The organism is Streptomyces avermitilis MA-4680 = NBRC 14893, assembly GCF_000009765.2.
In the GTDB taxonomy this organism is placed as follows: domain Bacteria; phylum Actinomycetota; class Actinomycetes; order Streptomycetales; family Streptomycetaceae; genus Streptomyces; species Streptomyces avermitilis.
The window spans coordinates 5,512,310-5,534,339 of record NC_003155.5; the positions used below are offsets into that span (position 1 = coordinate 5,512,310).

The 22,030-nt window shown below is 72.1% G+C and carries 20 protein-coding genes; 14 read left to right on the forward strand and 6 right to left on the reverse strand.

The genetic code is table 11. From position 1 onward, the window contains the following. Positions 1-220: 220 nt before the first annotated feature. The gene (locus tag SAVERM_RS23305; RefSeq protein ID WP_010985937.1) at positions 221-556 is read left to right on the forward strand and encodes a Rieske (2Fe-2S) protein; all 336 of its coding nucleotides are present in this window, start codon (positions 221-223) and stop codon (positions 554-556) included. A gap of 182 nt (positions 557-738) precedes the next feature. On the opposite strand, the gene SAVERM_RS23310 is transcribed toward SAVERM_RS23305, so the two are convergent. Next, the gene (locus SAVERM_RS23310; RefSeq protein WP_010985938.1) at positions 739-1,155 is read right to left on the reverse strand and encodes a pyridoxamine 5'-phosphate oxidase family protein; all 417 of its coding nucleotides are present in this window, start codon (positions 1,153-1,155) and stop codon (positions 739-741) included. Positions 1,156-1,324: 169 nt separating this feature from the next. Here SAVERM_RS23310 and clpB point away from each other — a divergent pair, with 169 nt between their 5' ends. Together clpB and SAVERM_RS23320 are read left to right on the forward strand one after the other, a co-directional pair. Next, positions 1,325-3,937, forward strand: coding sequence for an ATP-dependent chaperone ClpB (gene clpB / locus SAVERM_RS23315; protein ID WP_010985939.1), 2,613 nt, complete (start codon positions 1,325-1,327; stop codon positions 3,935-3,937). Between the two features lie 272 nt (positions 3,938-4,209). Continuing rightward, positions 4,210-4,737: a type III secretion system chaperone family protein gene (locus SAVERM_RS23320; RefSeq protein WP_010985940.1), complete on the forward strand. Its 528-nt coding sequence runs from the start codon at positions 4,210-4,212 to the stop codon at positions 4,735-4,737. 21 nt (positions 4,738-4,758) lie between these two features. On the opposite strand, the gene SAVERM_RS23325 is transcribed toward SAVERM_RS23320, so the two are convergent. Then, a complete protein-coding gene (locus SAVERM_RS23325; protein WP_010985941.1) occupies positions 4,759-5,970 on the reverse strand; it encodes a glycosyltransferase family 39 protein in 1,212 nt (403 codons plus the stop codon). 186 nt (positions 5,971-6,156) lie between these two features. Further along, positions 6,157-7,353: a pyridoxal phosphate-dependent aminotransferase gene (locus SAVERM_RS23330; protein WP_010985942.1), complete on the reverse strand. Its 1,197-nt coding sequence runs from the start codon at positions 7,351-7,353 to the stop codon at positions 6,157-6,159. Between the two features lie 224 nt (positions 7,354-7,577). On the opposite strand from SAVERM_RS23330, the gene SAVERM_RS23335 reads away from it, so the two are divergent. The 11 genes from SAVERM_RS23335 to kynU all read left to right on the forward strand — a co-directional run bounded on the left by SAVERM_RS23335 (position 7,578) and on the right by kynU (position 18,765). Continuing rightward, positions 7,578-7,883: a hypothetical protein gene (locus SAVERM_RS23335; protein WP_037649104.1), complete on the forward strand. Its 306-nt coding sequence runs from the start codon at positions 7,578-7,580 to the stop codon at positions 7,881-7,883. Between the two features lie 414 nt (positions 7,884-8,297). Beyond that, positions 8,298-8,816 carry a DUF2617 family protein gene (locus SAVERM_RS23340; protein WP_010985943.1) on the forward strand — a complete coding sequence of 173 codons (519 nt, stop codon included), beginning with the start codon at positions 8,298-8,300 and terminating at the stop codon, positions 8,814-8,816. Positions 8,817-8,925: 109 nt separating this feature from the next. Beyond that, positions 8,926-10,572 (forward strand): polyamine aminopropyltransferase, encoded by a 1,647-nt coding sequence (locus SAVERM_RS23345; RefSeq protein WP_010985944.1) that lies wholly within the window; start codon positions 8,926-8,928, stop codon positions 10,570-10,572. Positions 10,573-10,723: 151 nt separating this feature from the next. Continuing rightward, positions 10,724-11,620, forward strand: coding sequence for an SRPBCC domain-containing protein (locus SAVERM_RS23350; RefSeq protein ID WP_078234378.1), 897 nt, complete (start codon positions 10,724-10,726; stop codon positions 11,618-11,620). Positions 11,621-11,743: 123 nt separating this feature from the next. Beyond that, on the forward strand, positions 11,744-12,532 hold the full coding sequence (locus SAVERM_RS23355) for an aldose 1-epimerase (RefSeq protein ID WP_010985946.1): 789 nt from the start codon (positions 11,744-11,746) through the stop codon (positions 12,530-12,532). Between the two features lie 33 nt (positions 12,533-12,565). Continuing rightward, on the forward strand, positions 12,566-13,114 hold the full coding sequence (gene pyrE / locus SAVERM_RS23360) for an orotate phosphoribosyltransferase (protein ID WP_010985947.1): 549 nt from the start codon (positions 12,566-12,568) through the stop codon (positions 13,112-13,114). A gap of 166 nt (positions 13,115-13,280) precedes the next feature. Beyond that, positions 13,281-14,303, forward strand: coding sequence for a class II fructose-bisphosphate aldolase (gene fbaA / locus SAVERM_RS23365; protein ID WP_010985948.1), 1,023 nt, complete (start codon positions 13,281-13,283; stop codon positions 14,301-14,303). An 89-nt stretch (positions 14,304-14,392) separates the two neighbouring features. Then, positions 14,393-15,982, forward strand: coding sequence for an MFS transporter (locus SAVERM_RS23370; protein ID WP_010985949.1), 1,590 nt, complete (start codon positions 14,393-14,395; stop codon positions 15,980-15,982). 141 nt (positions 15,983-16,123) lie between these two features. After that, on the forward strand, positions 16,124-16,537 hold the full coding sequence (locus SAVERM_RS23375; protein ID WP_010985950.1) for a DUF3151 domain-containing protein: 414 nt from the start codon (positions 16,124-16,126) through the stop codon (positions 16,535-16,537). 205 nt (positions 16,538-16,742) lie between these two features. After that, positions 16,743-17,588 carry a tryptophan 2,3-dioxygenase family protein gene (locus tag SAVERM_RS23380; RefSeq protein ID WP_010985951.1) on the forward strand — a complete coding sequence of 282 codons (846 nt, stop codon included), beginning with the start codon at positions 16,743-16,745 and terminating at the stop codon, positions 17,586-17,588. Further along, positions 17,581-18,765: a kynureninase gene (gene kynU / locus SAVERM_RS23385; RefSeq protein WP_010985952.1), complete on the forward strand. Its 1,185-nt coding sequence runs from the start codon at positions 17,581-17,583 to the stop codon at positions 18,763-18,765. The genes SAVERM_RS23380 and kynU overlap by 8 nt, the downstream gene beginning before the upstream one ends. 15 nt (positions 18,766-18,780) lie before the next feature. On the opposite strand, the gene SAVERM_RS23390 is transcribed toward kynU, so the two are convergent. The 3 genes from SAVERM_RS23390 to SAVERM_RS23400 form a co-directional block, all read right to left on the reverse strand. Next, positions 18,781-19,134, reverse strand: coding sequence for a hypothetical protein (locus SAVERM_RS23390; protein ID WP_010985953.1), 354 nt, complete (start codon positions 19,132-19,134; stop codon positions 18,781-18,783). 129 nt (positions 19,135-19,263) lie between these two features. After that, entirely contained in the window at positions 19,264-21,225 is a 1,962-nt protein-coding gene (locus tag SAVERM_RS23395; protein WP_010985954.1) for an FHA domain-containing protein, read from the reverse strand. 147 nt (positions 21,226-21,372) lie between these two features. Next, positions 21,373-21,978 (reverse strand): TetR/AcrR family transcriptional regulator, encoded by a 606-nt coding sequence (locus SAVERM_RS23400; protein WP_010985955.1) that lies wholly within the window; start codon positions 21,976-21,978, stop codon positions 21,373-21,375. Positions 21,979-22,030: the final 52 nt, after the last annotated feature.

Consider the following 22,030-nt stretch of genomic DNA (forward strand, 5'->3'; position numbering starts at 1 on the left):
GGGAAGAGGAGACCTTCAAGTGAGGACGAAGCCGACTATGCGCAAGAGAATGCTTCGCTCGGTGCTTGCCGCTGCTCTTTCCGCCGTCCTGGCCTTCGGCGCCGTGAGTGGCCTGACAGGTGCGAAGAGCGACGTTCGGGCAGACAGCAGCTGGAGTCTGACGGCTCCGGCCGTTGCGGAGACCCCCCTGACCGCTGACGACAGTTCTTGGGCCTGACTCATGACTACTCCGCCCGACGACCGCACCTTCCGCAGAGAAATGGCCACCGCCTACCGATCCGGCTGGCACTTCATCGACCTGGTCACCGCCATCCCCCAAGGTGGTGACTCGTTGATGGTGACGGTCTTCGGAGAGCCCGTGGTCGTCACCCGGGACGAGGACGAGGACGTGCGGGCGTACCGGTGTCTGCGGCGGCCTCGGGGGGCGCCGCAGCCTGTGCGGTGCGCCGTGCGGTACGGAATGATCTTTGTGAACCTGGACCAGCGCGACCACCAGCTGGTGGAGCCGGAAACCCCGGACGTGCGGACCATCTCAGCCACCCCCCGCAGTGCCTGACGCGATTCCCCCGTCGTTGTAGATCGCGCAGGTACTTCCCCCCGCAGCGGCGTCACCGTGACCTGAACACGGTGACGCCGCTGTAGTTTCTGCTGGGATCTCCAGGTGTCCACCCATGTCCACGGCATATCCACAGTGGCCGGAACCAGCCTCTCCCCACCCCTGAGTGCTTCCCCGCCCCCTCAGCCTCTCCCCATCGCCGAGGTCAGTTCGATCTCGATCACCACGCGTGACGGGTTCGGCGACGGCTCGCGCGTGTAGCGCTCCGCGTACCGGCGCTCCGCCTCCGCGATCCGCGCCGGCTCCGTGCGCACGCACGCCCGTCCCTCCAGCGTCGCCCACCGCCGCCCGTCCACCTGGCAGACCGCGGCCCGGGCCCCCTCGGGACCGGCGGCGGCCAGGACGTTGGCCACCTTCGTGCTCGACTTGTTGGTGATCACTCGAGCGAGTCCCGCCTCGGGGTCGTACGTAACCCCGACGGGCACCACATGCGGGGTGCCGTCGGGTCGGAGCGTCGTCAGGGTGCACAGGTGCCGCTCCCGCCAGAAGTCGAGATACGCGGGGTCGGGATCGCGCGGATTCACGGGGTACGTGGCCATGGGGCCGAACCTAGCCGGTTTCCGTTCCCGGCACCCCCGAAGCACCCCCCGATCGGCCCCCGACCGGGCCCCCCGACCGGCCTTGAGTGCAATAGACTCAACTTTGTGTACGCTTCCAATGTCAGAGACGGCTGACGCCCGAGAGCGAGCACAGGAGGAGACAGCGACCGTGGACGCCGAGCTGACCAACAGGAGCCGGGACGCCATCAACGCGGCCACCAACAGGGCCGTGTCCGAGGGGCACCCGGATCTCACCCCCGCGCATTTGCTGCTGGCGCTGCTGGGGGGCAAGGACAACGAGAACATCACGGACCTGCTGGCCGCGGTCGACGCGGACCAGGCCGCCGTGCGCGCCGGCACCGAGCGTGTCCTGGCCAAACTGCCGAGCGTGACCGGTTCCACCGTCGCGCCCCCGCAGCCCAACCGCGAGCTGCTCGCGGTCGTCGCCGACGCGTCGCAGAGGGCACAGGACCTCGGCGACGACTTCCTGTCGACCGAGCATCTGCTCATCGGGATCGCCGCGAACGGCGGCGCGGCCGGCGACGTACTCTCCCAGCAGGGCGCCAGTGCGAAAAAGCTGCTGGAGGCGTTCCAGAAGACCAGGGGAGGGCGCCGGGTGACGACCCCGGATCCCGAGGGCCAGTACAAGGCGCTCGAAAAGTTCGGTACCGACTTCACCGCCGCCGCGCGGGACGGCAAGCTCGACCCCGTCATCGGGCGGGACCAGGAGATCCGGCGGGTCGTGCAGGTGCTCAGCCGCCGCACCAAGAACAATCCCGTCCTCATCGGTGAGCCCGGCGTCGGCAAGACCGCCGTCGTCGAGGGACTCGCCCAGCGGATCGTGAAGGGCGACGTCCCGGAGTCCCTCAAGAACAAGCGGCTGGTCGCGCTCGACCTCGGCGCCATGGTGGCCGGGGCGAAGTACCGCGGTGAGTTCGAGGAGCGGCTGAAGACCGTGCTCGCCGAGATCAAGGACTCCGACGGGCAGATCATCACCTTCATCGACGAGCTGCACACCGTCGTGGGGGCCGGCGCCGGCGGTGACTCCGCGATGGACGCCGGCAACATGCTCAAGCCCATGCTCGCCCGCGGCGAGCTGCGCATGGTCGGCGCCACGACGCTCGACGAGTACCGCGAGCGGATCGAGAAGGACCCGGCGCTGGAGCGGCGCTTCCAGCAGGTGCTCGTCGCCGAGCCCTCCGTCGAGGACACCATCGCGATCCTGCGCGGGCTCAAGGGGCGCTACGAGGCCCACCACAAGGTGCAGATCGCGGACAGCGCCCTGGTGGCCGCCGCGGCGCTCTCCGACCGGTACATCACCTCCCGCTTCCTGCCCGACAAGGCCATCGACCTCGTCGACGAGGCGGCCTCCCGCCTCCGCATGGAGATCGACTCGTCCCCGGTCGAGATCGACGAACTCCAGCGTCAGGTCGACCGGCTCAAGATGGAGGAGCTGGCGATCGGCAAGGAGACCGACGCCGCCAGCAGGGAGCGTCTGGAGAAGCTGCGCCGCGACCTCGCCGACAAGGAGGAGGAGCTGCGCGGACTCACCGCCCGCTGGGAGAAGGAGAAGCAGTCCCTCAACCGCGTCGGTGAGCTGAAGGAGAAGCTCGACGAACTGCGCGGCCAGGCCGAACGCGCCCAGCGCGACGGCGACTTCGACACCGCGTCCAAGCTGCTGTACGGCGAGATCCCGGCCCTGGAAAGGGACTTGGAGGAGGCCTCCGAGGCGGAGGAGGAAGCCGCCCGGGACACCATGGTGAAGGAGGAGGTCGGCCCCGACGACATCGCGGACGTGGTCGGCTCCTGGACGGGCATCCCGGCCGGCCGGCTCCTCGAGGGCGAGACGCAGAAACTCCTGCGCATGGAGGAGGAGCTGGGGCACCGGCTCATCGGGCAGTCGGAGGCCGTGCAGGCGGTGTCCGACGCCGTACGGCGCACACGAGCCGGAATCGCCGACCCGGACCGCCCGACCGGTTCCTTCCTCTTCCTCGGCCCGACCGGTGTCGGCAAGACCGAACTCGCCAAGGCCCTCGCCGACTTCCTCTTCGACGACGAGCGGGCCATGGTCCGCATCGACATGAGCGAGTACGGCGAGAAGCACACCGTCGCCCGGCTGGTGGGCGCCCCGCCCGGCTATGTCGGGTACGAGGAGGGCGGCCAGCTCACCGAGGCCGTGCGCCGGCGTCCGTACAGCGTCGTACTCCTCGACGAGGTCGAGAAGGCGCACCCGGAGGTCTTCGACATCCTGCTCCAGGTGCTGGACGACGGACGACTGACGGACGGCCAGGGGCGGACGGTCGACTTCCGCAACACCATCCTGATCCTCACCTCGAACCTGGGCAGCCAGTTCCTGAGCGGGCACGGCCCGGCCGAGCCGCAGACCTCGGAAGAGGAGAAGAAGCGGCAGGTCCTGGAGGTCGTACGGGCCTCCTTCAAGCCGGAGTTCCTCAACCGGCTCGACGACCTGGTCGTCTTCTCGGCGCTGAACCGTCAGGAGCTGGAGCGCATTGCCAAGCTCCAGATCGACCGGCTGGCCCAGCGGCTCGCCCAGCGTCGGCTCCGCCTGGAGGTCACCGACGCGGCGCTGGCCTGGCTCGCGGAGGAGGGCAACGACCCGGCGTACGGCGCCCGCCCGCTGCGCCGCCTCGTCCAGACCGCCATCGGCGACCGCCTCGCGAAGGAGATCCTGGCGGGCGAGGTCAAGGACGGCGACACGGTACGGGTGGACGCCTTCGGTGAGGGCCTGATCGTGGGCCCGGCGACCGGCAAGACGCTGTAACGCCCGGCACCTCGCGGTGACGCTCAGTACGTACGGGCGTCGGACGAGACGAGGGCGGTGCCCCCGCGGGCCCGCCCTCGCAGCGAAAACCGGACACAGCCACCACCGGCCCCACAGCACCGTGCGCACCCGCGCCGTCCCCCGTTCGCCACCCCGTCGGCGAAGATCAGCCAGATCCTGTCAGCCCACCGGCGGACAGGACCGGCCAGGGGTTGCCACTCCCCGCCCCGGATGGGGGAGGATGGCGTAATCCGTACGAAGGGAAAAACACGGTGAGCATCGACCCGTCCTCGATTCCGAACTTCGGGGGCCAGCCCGAGCCCGAGCCGCAAGGACCGGCGGGCCCCGTGGTCCCGGATCAGGACCTCGTGAAGCAGCTCCTCGACCAGATGGAGCTCAAGCACCTCGTCGACGAAGAGGGAGACCTCGTCGCGCCGTGGGAGCAGTTCCGTACGTACTTCATGTTCCGCGGTGAGGACGACCAGGCCGTCTTCTCGGTGCGCACGTTCTACGACCGGCCGCACCAGATCGACCAGAAGGCCGCGCTGCTCGAGTCGATCGACGACTGGAACCGGCGCACCCTGTGGCCGAAGGTCTACAGCCACACCCACGACGACGGCACCGTCCGCCTGATCGGCGAGGCGCAGATGCTGATCGGCACCGGCGTCAGCCTGGAGCACTTCGTGTCGTCGACCGTCAGCTGGGTCCGGGCCGCCATCGAGTTCGACAAGTGGCTCGTCGAGCAGCTCGGCCTGGAGCAGGACGTCAACGAGGCCGAGAAGCCCGAGGACGACGAGTAGACCCGAGAGATCTCGGAGGTTCTATAGAGGCGTGCGGGCGAACGCGACCAGATACGCCCCGTAAGCGAACGAGAGCCCGGCCAGGGCGCCGACCACCAGGACGGCGTGCGACGGCCGGGCTCTCGCCGTCCGCACCAGGGCCCGCGCCAGCGGGATGAGCAGCGGGAACGCGGGCAGCAGGAAGCGCGGCTTGCACTGGAAGAAGCCCGCCCCGCCGAGCGCGACCAGCAGCAGTACGCCGCTGTGGACGAGCAGCGGCAGCGGTGTGCGGTCGGCGATCAGCAGCGCGAACAGCAGCACCGCGACCGCGACCAGCAGCAGCGAGATGGGGAACACGAACCGGCCGCCGTGCAGCAGCAGGCGCTTGACGAAGAGCAGCGAGCCGTAGCCGAGGTCGAAGCGCGAGCCCCACAGGCGCTGCACGGTGAAATAGCCGCCGAGCAGATCGCCCTGGCGGTGCCCGGCCCACCCGACGTACCCGCACCAGCCGAGCGGCGCGAGCGCGGCGCCCGTCCACAGCCTGTGGGAAACTCCCCGTCCGCGCGACCGCCAGATCTCGTACGCGGCCGTCACGAGGACCGCGGCAGCCACCGCGCAGCCGTTCGGCCGGGCCAGCCCCGCGCAGGCCGCGAGCACGCCCGCCCACACCCACCGGCCGGTCAGCACCGCGTACAGCGACCAGGCGGCGAAGGCGGTGAGTACCGGTTCCGTGTACGCCATCGACAGCACGACGGAGTGGGGTAGCAGGCCCCACAGCAGCACGAGGGCGGTGGCGATCGCGCGGCCGTACAGCCGGTTGCCGATCAGGTAGATCCCGTAGGCGGCGACCGCGGCCGCGATCCACGAGACCAGCAGGCCCGCCGTCTCCAGGCTCAGCGGGGTGACCTCGGAGACGGACCGCAGGAGTCCCGGGTACAGCGGGAAGAAGGCCGTGTCGCTGCGGACGACGGCCGGCCGGACGTACTGCGGCCCGACGTAGCCGTGGGCGGCGATCCTCAGGTACCAGACGGAGTCCCAGGAGTGCCCCAGCAGCCGCAGGGGGCTCTTGCCGCTGGCCCAGGCGACGGCGGCGAGCACGAGAAACCCGCAGAGCCTGGCGGCGGCGAACAGCCCGAGAGCGGCGGCGGCCGTCGTGGGCAGACGGCGCGCGGCACCGGTCCGGCGGGCACCGCCGCCCGGGGGACCCTCGGGGTCTTCGACGGACGGGGCCGGAATGGTGAAGGCGTGGGTCACACGGGAACTCTCTGTCCCCCCAGGGGCTTGTGCGAGCTGTGCGCGCCCGTGCGAGTACCGCTGCCCCCTGCTCGGCGCGCCGCCGACGGATCGGCCGGGCGGGCTGGTAAGGGTGCGGCTTCTCCGGCGGCCCGGCTCAGGCAGCGGAGCCGGCCCCGCAGCCGGAGCCGGCCTCGCGGCGGGGAGTCAGCCGCGCAGCGTGCCGAGGCGCTTCGCCGCCTCCTCCAGTACGTCCGTGCGCTTGCAGAACGCGAAGCGGACGAAGGGGGCGCCCGCCTCGCGGTGGTCGTAGAAGACCGCGTTCGGGATGGCGACCACGCCGGCCCGCTCGGGCAGCGCGCGGCAGAAGGCGAAACCGTCTCTCTCGCCGAGCGGCCGGATGTCGGTGGTGATGAAGTACGTGCCCGCCGGCCGGAAGACCTCGAACCCCGCCGCCGTGAGCCCGGCCGCGAGCAGGTCGCGCTTGGCCAGCATGTCCGCGCGGAACGCCTCGAAGTACGTGTCCGGCAGCGCGAGCGCCTCGGCGACGGCGTACTGGAACGGCCCGGAGGCGACATACGTCAGGAACTGCTTGGCCGAGCGGACGGCCGTGACCAGGCCCGGAGCCCCGGTCACCCAGCCGACCTTCCACCCCGTGAAGGAGAAGGTCTTGCCCGCGGAGCTGATCGAGACCGTCCGCTCCCGCATCCCCGGGAACGTGGCGAGCGGCAGGTGCTCGGCGTCGTCGAAGACCAGGTGCTCGTACACCTCGTCGGTGACGACCAGCAGATCGCGCTCGACGGCCAGCTCGGCGATCGCCGTCAGCTCCTCGCGCGTGAGCACGGTTCCCGTCGGGTTGTGCGGAGTGTTGACGAGCAGCAGCCGGGTCCGGTCGGTGACGGCGTCGCGCAGCTCGTCGAGGTCGAGGCGGAAGCGGCCGTCCTCGGGGTGCGGGCGCAGGGTGACCGGCACGCGGGTGCCGCCGGCCATCGCGATGCAGGCGGCGTAGGAGTCGTAGTACGGCTCGAAGGCGATCACCTCGTCGCCCGGTTCGAGGAGCGCGAGCAAGGTGGCCGCGATCGCCTCCGTCGCGCCCGCGGTGACCAGGACCTCGGTGTCAGGGTCGTACGTCAGCCCGTAGCGGCGCTGCTGGTGCGCGGCGATCGCGGTCCGCAGCTCGGGGACGCCGGGCCCCGGCGGGTACTGGTTGCCGCGGCCGTCGCGCAGCGCCCGCACCGCCGCCTCGCGGATCTCCTCGGGCCCGTCGGTGTCGGGGAAGCCCTGGCCGAGGTTGATGGCCCCGGTGCTCATGGCCAGGGCCGACATCTCGGCGAAGATCGTCGTCCCGAACTCGGCGAGCCGGCGGTTGAGGAGAGGGCGTGCGCTGGAGGTCATGGCCGCCATCCTGCGCCGAAGCTCTGGAGTTCCTCAACTCTGCTTTGCCACGTGAGACAGGCGGGCATGCCCCCGTCACGCAAGAACATGCAGGACGAACAGCAGAACAAACAGCAGGACGAACAGCAGCACGAAACAGCAGCATGAACAGCAAGGCGAGCAGGCAACGAGAACGCGCATGAGCGAGGCGCCCACGGGGGGTCGCTTCGGGGGAACGAAAGGAGGGTGACGCCATGATCATCGGCATCATCCTGGCGGTCGTCTGTGTCGTACTGGTGATGGTCTTCGTGGCCACCGACCGCGGCAACAAGAAGGCCGGGCTGCGGTCCGGCAGCCGGTCCGGGGGCTCGCGCCGCGGGGCGGGCGGCGACAGCGGCGGCAGCTGGTGGGCCGCCGGAGGAGCGGCCGACGGGTCCTCCGGCGGCCACCACTCGGGCGGCCACCACTCCTGCGGGGGCGGATCGTCGTGCGGCGGGGGTTCGTCCTGCGGGGGCGGCTCGTCGTGCGGGGGCGGAGGCGGATGCGGAGGGGGCAGCTGACACGGGGCAGCTGAGCTCCTCGGGGGAAACGCGCCGTCACGTGAGGAAGTGCCCGTCGGGACATCGGTTCCCGGCGGGCACTTCGACGTGCCGGGGCGCATGACCGACATATCGGGGCGTACGGCCGACATGTCGGCGCGCCAGGCGCGCGCCGTAGTTGAACAGTTGAGCTGTGGAGCCCTCGGGGGGATGGAAACCGCACGAAGTTGGGTAAAAACGCTGTGGTGGTGCCACCGTTCATGATTCCCTCTCAATCACCAACGCAGCCCCTCGGACGGCCTGCGGACATCTTTCACCGACCGGGTCTCCCGGACGTCCTGCCCGATGGGCTGACCGTGCCGATCCCCCAGTGCCGGCCGGGGGCGCGCCGGACCCACTCCCCCTTTGCCCTTTGCGTGCTAGCGGAGCCGATCCATGCTCACGACCCTGAACACCTCGTACACCGACACGTGCGCGGCCGACCTCGCCTGGACCCTGGGACGCGAGCCGCTGCCCGCCCTCGCCACCCTCGACCTCGAACTGGCGGGTGCGAAGCTCCAGATGAGGCTCCTCGGCGCCTCCCACCAGGTACTCCTGGAGGAGAAGCGGGGCAACTGTTCGGAGACTGTCGCCTGCATCTCCGGCAGCAGTACGCCGCTGCCGCTCGGCGTGGCCAAGCGGGTCGGCGACTGGGAGTACGAGTTCGCGGCCCGGGTGGAGGTGCTGTCCCCCGGCTCCTTCGCGGGCCGCGCCCAGGAATTGCTGGCCCTGGTCTCCGACCACCCCCACGGCCTGGCCGGCGTCTTCCCCGGCAGCCCGCACGCGTTCACGGCACTGCTCGCCCAGCACCACGAGGGCCAGGTGCACTGGCGTACGTGGCACGCGTATCCGCAGGACGGCCAGTTGGTGGCGACGCGGACGCGGGTGGGGGCGCGGGTGAGGGCGACCTCGTGAGCGGATGGCAGGGGATGGTCACCCAGGCACCGGGCCGGATGCGGGCGGGCGTCAGTTCCACACGTGTGGGTGACGTAGCGCGCCGCAGGCGTGACGTAGCGTTCCCATCGTGATCGAACCGCACGCGCCTGCACCGCCCGGCGCCGCGCCCCCGTGGGGCGGCCAGAGCCGGCCGTGGCTGCCCGTACGGCCCGGTGTCGGACGGTTCTTCGTCCTGGCCGGCGTTTTCGTCTGCGCGGCCTGTGGACTCGTGTACGAACTCGAACTCGTCGCGCTCGCCTCGTACTTGATCGGTGACTCGGTCACCCAGGCTTCCGTCGTGCTCTCCGTGATGGTCTTCGCGATGGGCATCGGCTCGCTCGCCGCGAAGCGGCTGCGCCCGCACGCCGCCGCCGGTTTCGGCGCGATCGAGGCGGCGCTCGCGCTGGTCGGCGGCTCCAGCGCCATGGCGCTGTACGCGGTGTTCGCCTGGACCGGCGACTGGGGCGGGGTGTGGGCGGGCGGCCCCCGCTGCCTCCTCGTCGCCTTCTCCCTCGCCATCGGCCTGCTGATCGGCGCCGAAGTCCCCCTGCTGATGGAGCTGATCCAGCGCATCCGGCGCCAGGACGCGGGCGGCGCGGTGGCGGACCTGTTCGCCGCGGACTACGTGGGCGCGCTGGTGGGCGGACTGGCGTTCCCGTTCCTTCTCCTGCCCCTGCTCGGCCAGTTGGAGGGCGTACTGCTCACCGGCACGGTCAACGCGCTGGCCGGCGGTGCACTCGTACTGGGGCTGTTCCGGCGGGACTTGACCCGGCGCGGCCGCTGGCTGCTGATCGTCGTCAACCTGGTCGTCCTCGGCCTGCTCGCCACGGCGGCGGTCCTGGTCGACGACTTCGAACGGGCGGCACGCCAGGCCGTGTACGGCAGGGACGTCCGCGTGGCCCTGCAGACGGGCGTCCAGGAGGTGGTGCTGACCGGCGGCACCCGCGGGCGCCCCCTCGACCTCTTCCTCGACGGCCGCCTGCGGGTCAGCGGCCATGACGAGCGCCGCTATCACGAGGCACTCGTCCACCCCGCGATGAGCGACGGCCGGCACGCGCGCGTGCTCGTCCTCGGCGGCGGTGACGGCCTCGCGGCCCGCGAGGTGCTGCGGTACGCGGACGTGGCGCGGGTCGACGTGGTCGAACTGGACGCGGGCGTCGTACGGCTGGCCCGCCGCGACCCGGCCCTGTCCAGCCTCAACGCACACGCGTACGACGACCCGCGGGTGCACGTCGTGACGGCGGACGCGTTCTGCCGGCTGCGGCACACCCGTTCGGCGTACGACGTGGTGATCTCGGACCTCCCGGACCCGGGCATCACGGCGAGTACGAAGCTGTACTCGCAGGAGTTCTACGGCCTGGTGAGCCGGGTGCTGGCCCCCGGCGGCCGGCTGGTGGTCCACGCGGGACCGGTCGCCTCCCGCCCCCGGGCCTACTGGACGGTCGAGGCGACCGTCCGGGCCGCGGGGCTGCGCACCGTGCCGTACCGCGTGGGCGGCCGGGACACGGGCTTCGCGGCGGGCCCCGACCGCTCGACCGACGCGTCCCGGGCACCGCGCGACTGGGGCTTCGTCCTCGCCTCCCGTACGGGCCCGGCCCTCAGCCTCGGCCCGGGCGGGCCGAGGCTGCGTACGCTCACCCGGGCGTCGCTGGCCGCGGACGCGCTGGACCCGGGCCGCGCCCGTCCGCCGGACGTGGCACCGTCGACGCTGGTGCACCCGAGGTACGCGGACTGAGCGGTCGTGGTGTTTCCCGCATCCGCATCTGCATCCGCTGCCACTCGCTGAGCGGTCGTACGCCTGCTCGCTAGGCCGACCGGGAAGCGGGCCGGGGCAATACCGCGATACGTGGGTGCGGTCCGGGCCGTGCTGGGTAGGCTCGGCTGACATGGAGCATGAGGTGTTCGTTCCGGTTCCTGCCGAGCGGCTGCGGGAGACGTTGGCCGACCCCGCCCGGGTCGCCCGGGCGGTACCCGGGCTTCAACAGGACGCGGGGACGCCGCCCGTCGCGGGGCGCCTGAAGGTGCGCGTCGGCGGCCACACGATCACCTACCGGGGTGCGCTGCGGATCGCGAGCCAGGAGGACGGTTCCTTCGCGGTCGAGGGTGACGCGACGGAGGCGCGGGGCGGCGGTTCCGTGAAGCTCGCCCTGACGCTGCGGCTGCGGCCGGCGCAGGACGGCACGACTCTCGCCTTCGACGGCACGGCGACGGCGGACGGCCGGGTGGCGGAACTCCCACCGGAGACGGTGACCTCGGCGACGACCCGCCTGCTGACCCGCTTCGCGGAGAACGTGGCGACGGCGACGGCGACGGCATCGCCGGAGGCGGAGGCGGAGGCGGAGGCGGAGGCGCCGGAACCCGCCGGTTCCGAGGTGACGTCCGATCCGGAGCCGGTGCCCGAAGCCGAGCCTGCGCCGCAAGCCGAAGCGGAGCCTGCGCCGCAAGCCGAAGCCGAGGCCCCCGCGTCCCCGCCGTCGTCCCCCGAGGAATTCGACGAGGAGGACGACCTCGTCGCCGAGGGCTTCGTGGGCGAGGGGGAGCCGCCCACCGATGGCTTCGTGGGGGAGAGCGGGCCCCCCGCCGAGGCGGCGCACGCGCGGCGCACGATGATCGGCCGCAGCGCGGAGGAGGTGGACCACGCGCCGCCCCGCGGCCGTTACGCCCCGGTCCCCGCGCCGGAGACGACCACCGCCGGAGCGACCCTCCGCTGGGCGGCCCCCGCGGCGGCGCTCGTGGTGGCGTCGGCGATCGTCGTGGGACGCGTCCTGCGCCGCCGCCGCTGACACCGGCCCCGCGAGGCCCCGCGCACCCGCAGGATGCCCCCGGCGCCCCGCAGGACGCCCCCGGCGCCCCGCAGACGCCCCGCCGACGACAGGCCCCCTCGAGCCCCCAGTAGGGTCGCCTTCGTGAGTAACGACGAGATCACGCTGACCGCGGGCGACGCGGAAGTGGCCCTGGTACCGGGAAGCGGCGGACGCGTGCGCAGCCTGCGCGTCGGCGGGGTGGAACTGCTGCGGCAGGGCGAGCGCTACGGCTGCTTCCCGATGGTTCCGTGGTGCGGCCGGATCAGGGACGGCAAGTTCCGCAACGGCGCCACCCTCCACCAGATGCCCCTCAACTCCCCGCCGCACGCCATCCACGGCACCGCCAGGGACGGCGCCTGGCGCGTCGCGCGCACCGGCAAGAACGAGGCCGTCCTCACGTACGACCTCGTCGAGCCGTGGCCCTACCCCGGCCGCGTCACCCAGATCGCCGCCCTGACCGAGGACTCCCTCACGCTCACCATGAGCGTGGAGGCGTACGACTCCTCGTTCCCGGCCCAGATCGGCTGGCACCCCTGGTTCAACCGGAACCTGGGGCAGGACGACGCACGCGTCGACTTCACCCCCGCCTGGCAGGAGGAGCGCGGCGCCGACCACCTCCCCACCGGCAACCGCGTCGCCCCCCTCCCCGGCCCTTGGGACGACTGCTTCGGCATGCCCGACGGCGTCCACGTCACCCTCAGTTGGCCCGGGCAGCTGGAGCTCACCGTCGCCTCCCGCGAGGAGTGGGTCGTCGTGTACGACGAACAGCCCGAGGCCGTCTGTGTGGAGCCGCAGACCGGCCCGCCCGACGGACTCAACACCCGTCCGCGCCTGGTCACACCCATCGAGCCGCTGGAAGCCACGACCACCTGGACGTGGCGGACGCTGTAGAGCCCGCCGCGCGGCGCCGTCTACCCTGGCCGCATGGATGACGTACGTGGCGCGCTGTTGCAGCAGATCAAGGACAAGGCCGTGGTGCACGGCAAGGTGACCCTCTCCTCGGGTCTCGAGGCCGACTACTACGTCGACCTGCGCCGCATCACCCTGGACGGGGAAGCCGCGCCGCTCGTCGGACAGGTGCTGCTCGACCTCACCGCCGACCTCGACTTCGACGCGGTCGGCGGCCTGACCATGGGCGCCGACCCGGTCGCCGCGGCCATGCTGCACGCGGCCGCCGCGCGCGGCCGGCGCCTCGACGCGTTCGTGGTCCGCAAGGCCGCCAAGGCCCACGGCTTGCAGCGCCGCGTCGAGGGCCCCGAGATCAAGGGCCGCCGCGTGCTCGTCGTCGAGGACACGTCCACCACCGGCGGCTCCCCGCTCACCGCCGTGGAGGCGGTCCGGGAGGCCGGCGCGGAGGTCGTGGGCGTCGCGACGATCGTCGACCGCGCGACCGGCGCCGCCGAGAAGATCGAAGCGGGTGCCGGAGTCCCCTACCGCTTCGCGTACGACAAGGACGAGCTGGGCCTCGACTGAGCCCGCACCCGCGGTTGTCCACAGGGGGCGCGGGGAGTTTTCCACAGGCGGGACCGTCGTGCCCGAGCATCCGGTCACGTCTGGAAGGATGGGGACGACGATGACGTCGCCCCCCTAGGTCAGGGCCGTAAGCAACACGCCACCCGCACATACAAGGAGCGGTCAGATGCCCATCGCAACCCCCGAGGTCTACAACGAGATGCTCGACCGGGCGAAGGCAGGCAAGTTCGCCTACCCGGCCATCAACGTGACCTCGACCCAGACCCTGCACGCTGCGCTGCGCGGCTTCGCGGAGGCCGAGAGCGACGGCATCGTCCAGATCTCCACCGGTGGTGCGGAGTTCCTGGGTGGTCAGTACAAGAAGGACATGGTCACCGGCGCCGTGGCGCTGGCCGAGTTCGCGCACATCGTCGCCGAGAAGTACCCGGTCACGGTCGCCCTGCACACGGACCACTGCCCGAAGGACAAGCTCGACGGGTACGTCCGTCCGCTGCTCGCGATCTCCGAGGAGCGCGTCAAGGCCGGCCGGAACCCGCTGTTCCAGTCGCACATGTGGGACGGCTCGGCGGAGACCCTCGCCGACAACCTGGCCATCGCGCAGGAGCTGCTCGAGAAGGCCCGCGCCGCGAAGATCATCCTCGAGGTGGAGATCACCCCGACCGGCGGCGAGGAAGACGGCGTCACCCACGAGATCAACGACTCGCTGTACACGACGGTCGAGGACGCGATCCGCACGGCGGAGGCGCTGGGCCTGGGCGAGAAGGGCCGCTACCTGCTGGCCGCGTCCTTCGGCAACGTGCACGGTGTGTACAAGCCGGGCAACGTCGTGCTCCGCCCGGAGCTCCTGAAGGAGCTCAACGAGGGCGTGGCCGCGAAGTTCGGCAAGGCCGACCCGTTCGACTTCGTCTTCCACGGCGGCTCCGGCTCCACGGAGGCCGAGATCCGCACGGCCCTGGAGAACGGCGTCGTCAAGATGAACATCGACACCGACACCCAGTACGCGTTCACGCGTCCGGTCGCCGACCACATGTTCCGCAACTACGACGGCGTCCTGAAGGTCGACGGCGAGGTCGGCGACAAGAAGACCTACGACCCGCGTACGTGGGGCAAGCTGGCCGAGGCGTCGATGGCCAAGCGCGTCACGGAGGCCTGCGCGAACCTGCGCTCGACGGGCACGAAGATCAAGTAACCCCGTTCTCACGCGCTGAGCCCGGCACCCGCTGAGGTGCCGGGCTCTTCCGTGTCCGCCGGGCCCCGCTCTTCCGTATCCTCCGAAGCATGGCCGCCTCCGCGCAGGACCTCCCCGCCGTCAGGATCGCCACCCCCAGCGGCAAGTGGATCCTGCTCACCACGGTCCTGGGCTCCAGCATGGCCATGCTGGACTCGACGGTCGTCAACGTCGCGCTGCCCCGCATCGGCCGCGATCTGAACGCGGACCTCGCGGCCCTCCAGTGGACCGTCAACGCGTACATGCTCACCCTCGCGGGCCTGATCCTCCTGGGCGGAGCCCTCGGTGACCGCTTCGGACGCCGGAAGATCTTCGTCCTCGGCGTGATCTGGTTCGCCACCGCCTCACTGCTCTGCGGCCTCGCCCCGAACGCCGGCGTGCTCGTCGCCGCCCGCGCTCTGCAGGGCATCGGTGGCGCCCTGCTCACCCCCGGCTCACTCGCGCTCATCCAGGCGTCGTTCCACCCCGACGACCGTGCGAGAGCCGTCGGCCTGTGGTCCGGCTTCGGCGGCATCGGGGCCGCGGTCGGCCCGTTCCTGGGCGGCTGGCTGGTGGACGGCCCGGGCTGGCGCTGGGTCTTCCTGCTGAACGTCCCGGTGGCCCTGCTGTGCGCCCCCGTCGCCCTCAGACACGTACCGGAGTCGAAGGACGACCGTATCCACGGCCGCGGCTTCGACGTCCTCGGCGCGGCCCTCGGCGCCCTCTCCCTCGCCCTGGTCACCTACGCCCTGATCGAGGCGCCCACCGGCTCCCCGGCCGTCGCCGTGACGGCGGTCGCGGGGGTGGCCGCCGGTGTCGCCTTCGTGTACGTCGAGAAGCGGCGCCCCGACCCGATGATGCCGCTGGACATCTTCGCGTCCCGCCAGTTCACCGCGGTCAACCTGGTCACCCTGTGCGTGTACGCGGCGTTCGGCGGCTTCTTCTTCCTGACCGCGCTCCAGCTCCAGGTCGTGGCCGGCTACTCGGCCCTCGGCGCCGGCACGGCCCTGCTCCCCACGACCGTCATGATGCTGTTCCTGTCCGCCCGCTCGGGCGAGCTGGGCCAGCGCATCGGCCCGCGCATCCCGCTCACCGTGGGCCCGCTGCTGTGCGCGACCGCCATGCTGCTGATGCTGCGGGTGGGACCGCACGCCTCGTACCTCACCGACGTCCTGCCCGCGCTCCTGGTGATGGGGCTGGGCATGGTCACCCTGGTCGCGCCGCTCACCGCCACCGTCCTCGCCTCCGTGGACAGCGGCCGGGCCGGTCTGGCCAGCGGCATCAACAACGCGGCGGCCCGCGCGGCCGGCCTCATCGCCGTGGCCGCGCTGCCGCTGCTCGCCGGGATGGGCCCGGAGGCGTACCGCTCGGCGGAGCAGTTCAACGACGCGTTCCGGCGGGCGATGCCGCTGTGCGCGGGTGTGCTGGTGCTGGGGGCGGTGCTGGCCTTCACGTCCGTACGCCGACCGGCACCGGACTGCCGACGCCCCGAGTGCCACACACACGGCGCGCTGACCGCCCCACCCCTGGAGCCGGGCCGCCCCCTGCCGACGGCGGCTTCCGGTGCCGGTTCGAGCGCGGGTTCCGGCGCCGGTTCGAGCCCGGGTTCCAGTGCCCCTTCCAGCCCCGGTCCAGACACCCCCAGCCCGTCCGGCGATTGAGGACGAGGCCGTTCAGGCCGAAAAAAGCGGGGTCTGGGGGCGCAGCCCCCAGGGGGACGGCACCCTCGACACCCGCCACCCGACGCCGAACGCCCACCCCACTCCCGCACAACCCCCGGAGGGTGCCGCAGACTGGAACCCATGACGATTCACGGAAACCTTCTCGGGGGCCCGCCCCCGACGCACCTCCCCGACGACCCGGAGCCGCGCGAGCTGCTCGCGAGCGGCACGGCGCCCGCCGACGTCGCGGCCAAGTACCCGACCTCCTCGCTCGCCTGGGCGCAGCTCGCCGACGAGGCGTTCGAGCGCGGCAGCGTCGTCGAGTCGTACGCGTACGCCCGTACCGGCTACCACCGCGGCCTGGACGCCCTGCGCCGCAGCGGCTGGAAGGGCCACGGCCCGGTGCCGTGGGAGCACGAGCCGAACCGCGGCTTCCTGCGCGCCCTGCACGGCCTCGCCCGCGCCGCGCAGGCGATCGGCGAGCAGGCGGAGTACGAGCGCTGCACGCAGTTCCTCCAGGACTCCTCCCCGGCGGCGGCCCAGACGCTGGGCTAGGCCCGGTCCCTGGGCCAGGACTGGCCGCTCAGCCGGGCCAGGACTGGTCGCTGGGCTGGTCAGAGGATGTGTGAGGCCCGTCTGTGATCAGGCGGGCCTTGCCTTTTCGGGGGACGATTGCGGAGGATGCCGGTGGGGACCGGGGCCCCCGTGTCGGTAACGGCAGGGGCGGACCGCTACCCGGAGTACGCATCAGGAGACAGCGATGTCCCATCAGGCTCAGCCCGCAGAGGCTTCGGAGCCCGAGACCCCGCATCTCGACTTCGCAGGGACCACCCCGTACGAGGACTATGTCCAGGCGGACGTCCTCACCCATCTCCAGCACACCCTCTCCGACGACCCCGGAGAGATGGTCTTCCTGGTGACGACCCAGGTCATGGAGCTGTGGTTCACGGTCATCGTGCACGAGTGGGAGACCGCGGCGAACGCGCTGCGCGGCGACGACATCCCGGTCGCGGTGGCCGCGCTGAAGCGGTCGGTCCGGGAGCTGGAGGCGCTGAACGCGTCCTGGCGGCCCCTCTCGCAGCTCACGCCCGCCCAGTTCAACTCGTACCGCTCGGCCCTCGGCGAGGGCTCGGGCTTCCAGTCCGCGATGTACCGGCGGATGGAGTTCCTGCTCGGCGAGAAGGCCGCGTCCATGCTGGTCCCGCACCGGGGCGCGCCGCGCGTGCACGCGGAGCTGGAGAAGGCGCTGCACGAGCCGAGCCTGTACGACGAGGTGCTGCGGCTGCTGTCGCGGCGCGGGTACGGGGTACCGCGCGCCGTGCTGGAGCGTGACGTCTCGCTGCGGTACGAGCCCTCGCCCGAGGTCGAGGCCGTGTGGACCTCGCTGTACTCGGGGAAGCCGGACGACGAACTCGCCCGGCTCGGCGAGGCGCTCACGGACGTCGCCGAGCTGGTGTGGCGATGGCGCAACGACCATCTGGTGGCCACGCGCCGGGCCATGGGCGCGAAGACCGGCACGGGTGGCTCGGCCGGGGTGGCCTGGCTGGAGAAGCGGGCGCAGAAGAACGTGTTCCCGGAGCTGTGGACGGCGAGGTCCCATGTCTGAGCTGGCCGTCAGGGCGGAGAAGTCGGACGCCGCCGACGAACTGGCCGGGCTGCGTGAGCGGTTCGTCCTCGACGAGGCCGTCTACCTGGACGGGAACTCGCTCGGCGCGCTGCCGGCGGCCGTCCCCGGGCGGCTGGACGACGTCGTACGCCGTCAGTGGGGCTCGCTGCGCATCCGTTCCTGGGACGAGAGCGGCTGGTGGACGGCGCCGGAGCGGATCGGCGACCGGATCGCGCCCCTGGTGGGCGCGGCAGCCGGGCAGATCGTGGTCGGTGACTCCACAAGTGTCAACGTGTTCAAGGCACTTGTCGGTGCGGTGCGTCTCGCGGGCGAGGGGCGGGACGAGATCCTCGTCGATGCCACGACGTTCCCGACGGACGGCTACATCGCGCAGTCGGCGGCGCGCATGACGGGGTGCGAACTGCGCCCGGTCGCGCCGGACGAGGTGGCCGACGCCCTCGGCCCGCGTACCGCCGCGGTGCTGCTGAACCACGTCGACTACCGCACGGGCCGGCTGCACGACCTGCCGTCCCTGACGGCGGCGATCCACGCCGCGGGCGCCCTGGCGGTCTGGGACCTGTGCCACAGCGCGGGCGCGCTGCCGGTCGGGCTCGACGCGCACGGGGTCGACCTGGCGGTCGGCTGCACGTACAAGTATCTGAACGGGGGCCCGGGTGCACCGGCGTACCTGTATGTACGCCGTGACCTTCAGGACCGCTTCGACTCCCCGCTGCCCGGCTGGAACTCGCACGCCGAGCCCTTCGGGATGCGTACGGCGTACGAACCGGCGGCCGGTGCCGTGCGCGGGCGCGTCGGCACGCCCGACATCCTCTCCATGCTGGCCCTGGAGGCGGCGCTGGAGGTGTGGGACGGCGTGTCGGTCGAGGCCGTGCGCGCCAAGTCCCTCGCCCTGACGGACTTCTTCCTGGAGTGCGTCGGGGCGTACGTGCCCGAGGGCGTGGTCGAGTCCCTGACTCCGGCCGCGCACGCGGAGCGGGGCAGTCAGGTGGCGCTGCGCTGCCGGGACGCCGGTGCGGTGATGAAGCGGCTGGTCGAGCGGGGCGTGGTCGGGGACTTCCGTTCCCCGGACATCCTGCGGTTCGGCTTCACTCCGCTGTACGTGGGGTTCGCGGATGTGGAGCGGGCGGCGCGGGTGCTCGCCGAGACCGTGGGCTGACGCGCGCCGCCCGGCTCACAGGAACCGGGAGACGAACTGGGAGAGCCCGTTGACGGCGGTGAGTACGGCGGTGACGCCACCGGCTCCCGCCGTCAGCGAGTCGAGCAGACTGCGTACGACGGTCCTGCTCGGCTGCGGGTCCTGAAGCTGGTTGCCCAGCTCCCGCGCCACGTCGCGCAGCCGCCGCGCGTCGGGCAGGGCGGCGGCGTGCTGGGCGAGCAGACCCTGCAACTCCTCCAGGCGGCGCAGGAGTTCGCGGGCGTCGTCGGCGGCCCGGGGGTCGGCGTTGTGGGTGACGCTTCCGTTGTGGGCGTACAGGGTGCCCCGGTTGTCGTTGGCGTAGACCCGGTTGTCGTCGCCGTGTGCCATGTCCTGTCTCCTTCGGTGTCTCGCCGTGTCTCGCCGTGTTTCGCCGTGTGAGCTGTGTCGGTCGTGCCGGTCGTCCGGGTCGTGCCGGTCGTGTCGGTCGTGTGAGCCGTGTGAGCCGTGTGAGCCGTGTCAGCCGCGCTGGGCGGACGGCCCGGGCGCCTGGCCTTTGCCGCCCTGCGGATGCCGGACCCTCTTGTTGTGGGCGTACATGGTGCCGCGGTTGTTGTTGGCGTAGACCCGGTTGTCGTCGCCGAAGTTCTGCACCACGTTCTGCTGGAACCGCTGGAAGTCGTCCGAGTCGATGCCCTTGGCCTCCAGGAAGTCGCCGATCGTGTTCAGCAGGTGCTGCTGGGTCGTGTTGAGGACCCGGCTCAGGTCGCGGCCGAGGAAGTAGTGGCCCTCGTCCAGACCGCGCGCGAACTCGCGGATGCTGAGCTGGGCGCCGTAGTCGAACCGGTAGCCGCCGCCGATCGTGCGCCGCTGCCGGCGCCGCCCCGCCGCCGCGGCCCGGGAGGCGGCCGCACGCCGGGCGAGCGCTCCCGGCGATCCCAGCAGCGCGCGTGGCGTCCACGGAAGCGCCGCGGCCAGCGCACGGACGGCCGCTCCCGCCGCCGTCCGGTGGGGCAGATTGTCGACGGCGTAGTACTCGGGACGCATCGGCAACAGGGCGTACGCCGAGAACTCCAGGTAGAGCGTCCCCTGGACCTGGACCGCGCGCAGGAACATCGTCAGCACCAACTGACCGCTCCAGGCCGGGACTTCGATGCTCACATACGAGCGCCGGGCCGCGCCGAGCCCGTCCGGCATGCCGCGGATGAGGTGCGGCGGGATGCGGGTCAGGGGCGGCTGGAACCGGTCGGGCAGCAGCCGGGGGTCGCGGGCGACGTCGTTGCCGCCCACGAAGAGACGTTCCTCCACACGCAGGTTGGCCAGGCCGAGCCGACAGGCCGCGGCGATGAGCACCTCGTACAGCTCGTCCTTGGTGAAGGGCTGTGGCCTGCGCCGGCCGCCGTCCTCGCGGGGTGAGCCCTTGCGGATGTCGACGGGCCGGTCCCACTCCTCGATCTGGTCGCCGCTGCCCGCGAAGGGCCAGTAGTCGGAGCAGACGACCAGGTTCCCCGCGGGCCGCTCGGCCACGGTGGCGAGCCGGTCGCGGACCCGCCCGCTCAAGGCGTCCGGCGCCTGCGCGGGATCGTAGTGCTGAGGGGCGAGCCGCCGGCGCAGGACGAGGTACTCGGTGACCCAGACGTCCACGCCCAGGACCAGCCAGGCGAGGGCGAGCAGCAGCAGCGCGCCGGCGGCGTACGGGCGCCACCAGCCGCCGAGGTCGGCCGCCTTGATCGCGTCGACGTTGCCGCGCGCCCCGAGCCCGAGCAGCGCGACGAGGCAGCACAGCAGCGCGCACAGCGCGGCGTCGCGGGTCAGCCGGCGCCGGCGCGCGGACAGGGCCCAGCGGGTGACGGTGCCGAGGTCGGCTCCGAAGACCGGGGCGAGGGCGCGGTAGGGCTCGTCGACGACCTGGTGGACCACCAGGTCCGCGAACCACGGGTCGAACTGGGTCGCGGCCGCCAGATGCCGGGTGGTCATGCTCCGGGCGTCGTCCTCGACGGGCGGGGGCGGGGCGTGGCGCGGGGGAGGGGGCGGCAGGTCGGGGTCGGGTCCGTGCCGGCCCGCGAAGCGGCGCCGACGGGCGTCGCCCAGGTCGGTGACGGTTGAGGTGTCGTGCTCGCGGTCGTGGCCGTGTGGCGTCCGGCCGGCGGCGCCGGGAGCCTGCGGGGCGTTGCTGCGGAACACCAACTGCACCGAACCGAAGTGGAGGTGGTCGCCCTCGCTCAGTCTGACCGGTCGGCCGGGGTCGAGTCGCCGCCCGTTGTGCAGGACGCCGTTGCGGGAGCCCAGGTCGCTGAGCCAGACTCCGTCGCTGCCCAGACGCAGCTCGGCGTGGCGCTTGCTCACGTCCGAAGGCGCCAGCCGGATGTCACCGAGCCGCCCGACGATATGCGAGGCGCGCGTCAACTCCCATGTGGTACCCGCGAGTTGCGGCGGAACAGCCGCTACCAGATAGGGCGGACCGCCCCCGTTCCCCACCACAATGCATCACTCCCCCGTTCTGCACCGCCATGCACGGCCATGGTCCGTGTGCGCCGGTGTGCCCCGCAATACGCAAAATTGGGGGTGGGCGAAGGGGAGGAAACGGAGTACTCCGGAGTACTACCCGTGGGGTTGTACTCCGGAGTACTACCCCACGACGTACGCCTCTGCCCTCGCCGCGGCGAGGGCGGCGTCGGCGGCCCGGTCGGCGTCGGCGGGCTCCGGGGCGGTTCCGGTGGTGAGCAGCGCGTAGTAGAGCGGCGCCGACACGGCCCGTACGACCGTCGCCGCATCGGTACCCACCGGCAGCTCCCCGCGTTCCACCCCCCGTTCCACGCAGGGCGCCCACTCCGCGACGCGCACCTCGTAGAACCGCCGCAGTGACTCGGCCGTACGGGCGTCGCACGTCGCGGCGGCGATGACCGCCCGGAACAGCGCGCCCTGGCGGGCGTCCGCCAGCGTCCGCTGCACCAGGTGCGCGTTGGCCCGCAGATCCTCCCGTACGGACCCGGTCTCCGCGCGGGGCAGCGACTGTTCGGCCATGTCGTCCAGCAGGTCGGCGACCAGGCCCGTCACCGACCCCCACCGCCGGTACACCGTGGTCTTGCCGACCTCCGCCCGCCGGGCCACGTCCGCCAGATCGAGATGCGCGAACCCCTGCTCGGCCAGCACGTCTCCGGCCGCCCGCAGCACGGCGGCCCGCACGCGCGCGGTCCGGCCTCCGGGGCGTACGGTGCCGGGTTCGGCGGACATGAGGCCTCCTGCGGTGAGTCGGACGGGGTGGGGACAGCGTAACGAAACGGCA

What these genes read in the sequence shown, in the direction of transcription:
- SAVERM_RS23390 (WP_010985953.1), bottom strand. Translation starts at nt 19,134, where the DNA reads ATGGCACACGGCGACGACAACCGGGTCTACGCCAACGACAACCGGGGC.
- SAVERM_RS23350 (WP_078234378.1), top strand. Translation starts at nt 10,724, where the DNA reads ATGGAGCATGAGGTGTTCGTTCCGGTTCCTGCCGAGCGGCTGCGGGAG.
- kynU (WP_010985952.1), top strand. Translation starts at nt 17,581, where the DNA reads ATGTCTGAGCTGGCCGTCAGGGCGGAGAAGTCGGACGCCGCCGACGAA.
- fbaA (WP_010985948.1), top strand. Translation starts at nt 13,281, where the DNA reads ATGCCCATCGCAACCCCCGAGGTCTACAACGAGATGCTCGACCGGGCG.
- SAVERM_RS23305 (WP_010985937.1), top strand. Translation starts at nt 221, where the DNA reads ATGACTACTCCGCCCGACGACCGCACCTTCCGCAGAGAAATGGCCACC.
- SAVERM_RS23400 (WP_010985955.1), bottom strand. Translation starts at nt 21,978, where the DNA reads ATGTCCGCCGAACCCGGCACCGTACGCCCCGGAGGCCGGACCGCGCGC.
- pyrE (WP_010985947.1), top strand. Translation starts at nt 12,566, where the DNA reads ATGGATGACGTACGTGGCGCGCTGTTGCAGCAGATCAAGGACAAGGCC.
- SAVERM_RS23375 (WP_010985950.1), top strand. Translation starts at nt 16,124, where the DNA reads ATGACGATTCACGGAAACCTTCTCGGGGGCCCGCCCCCGACGCACCTC.
- SAVERM_RS23330 (WP_010985942.1), bottom strand. Translation starts at nt 7,353, where the DNA reads ATGGCGGCCATGACCTCCAGCGCACGCCCTCTCCTCAACCGCCGGCTC.
- SAVERM_RS23370 (WP_010985949.1), top strand. Translation starts at nt 14,393, where the DNA reads ATGGCCGCCTCCGCGCAGGACCTCCCCGCCGTCAGGATCGCCACCCCC.
- SAVERM_RS23310 (WP_010985938.1), bottom strand. Translation starts at nt 1,155, where the DNA reads ATGGCCACGTACCCCGTGAATCCGCGCGATCCCGACCCCGCGTATCTC.
- SAVERM_RS23335 (WP_037649104.1), top strand. Translation starts at nt 7,578, where the DNA reads ATGATCATCGGCATCATCCTGGCGGTCGTCTGTGTCGTACTGGTGATG.
- SAVERM_RS23340 (WP_010985943.1), top strand. Translation starts at nt 8,298, where the DNA reads ATGCTCACGACCCTGAACACCTCGTACACCGACACGTGCGCGGCCGAC.
- SAVERM_RS23380 (WP_010985951.1), top strand. Translation starts at nt 16,743, where the DNA reads ATGTCCCATCAGGCTCAGCCCGCAGAGGCTTCGGAGCCCGAGACCCCG.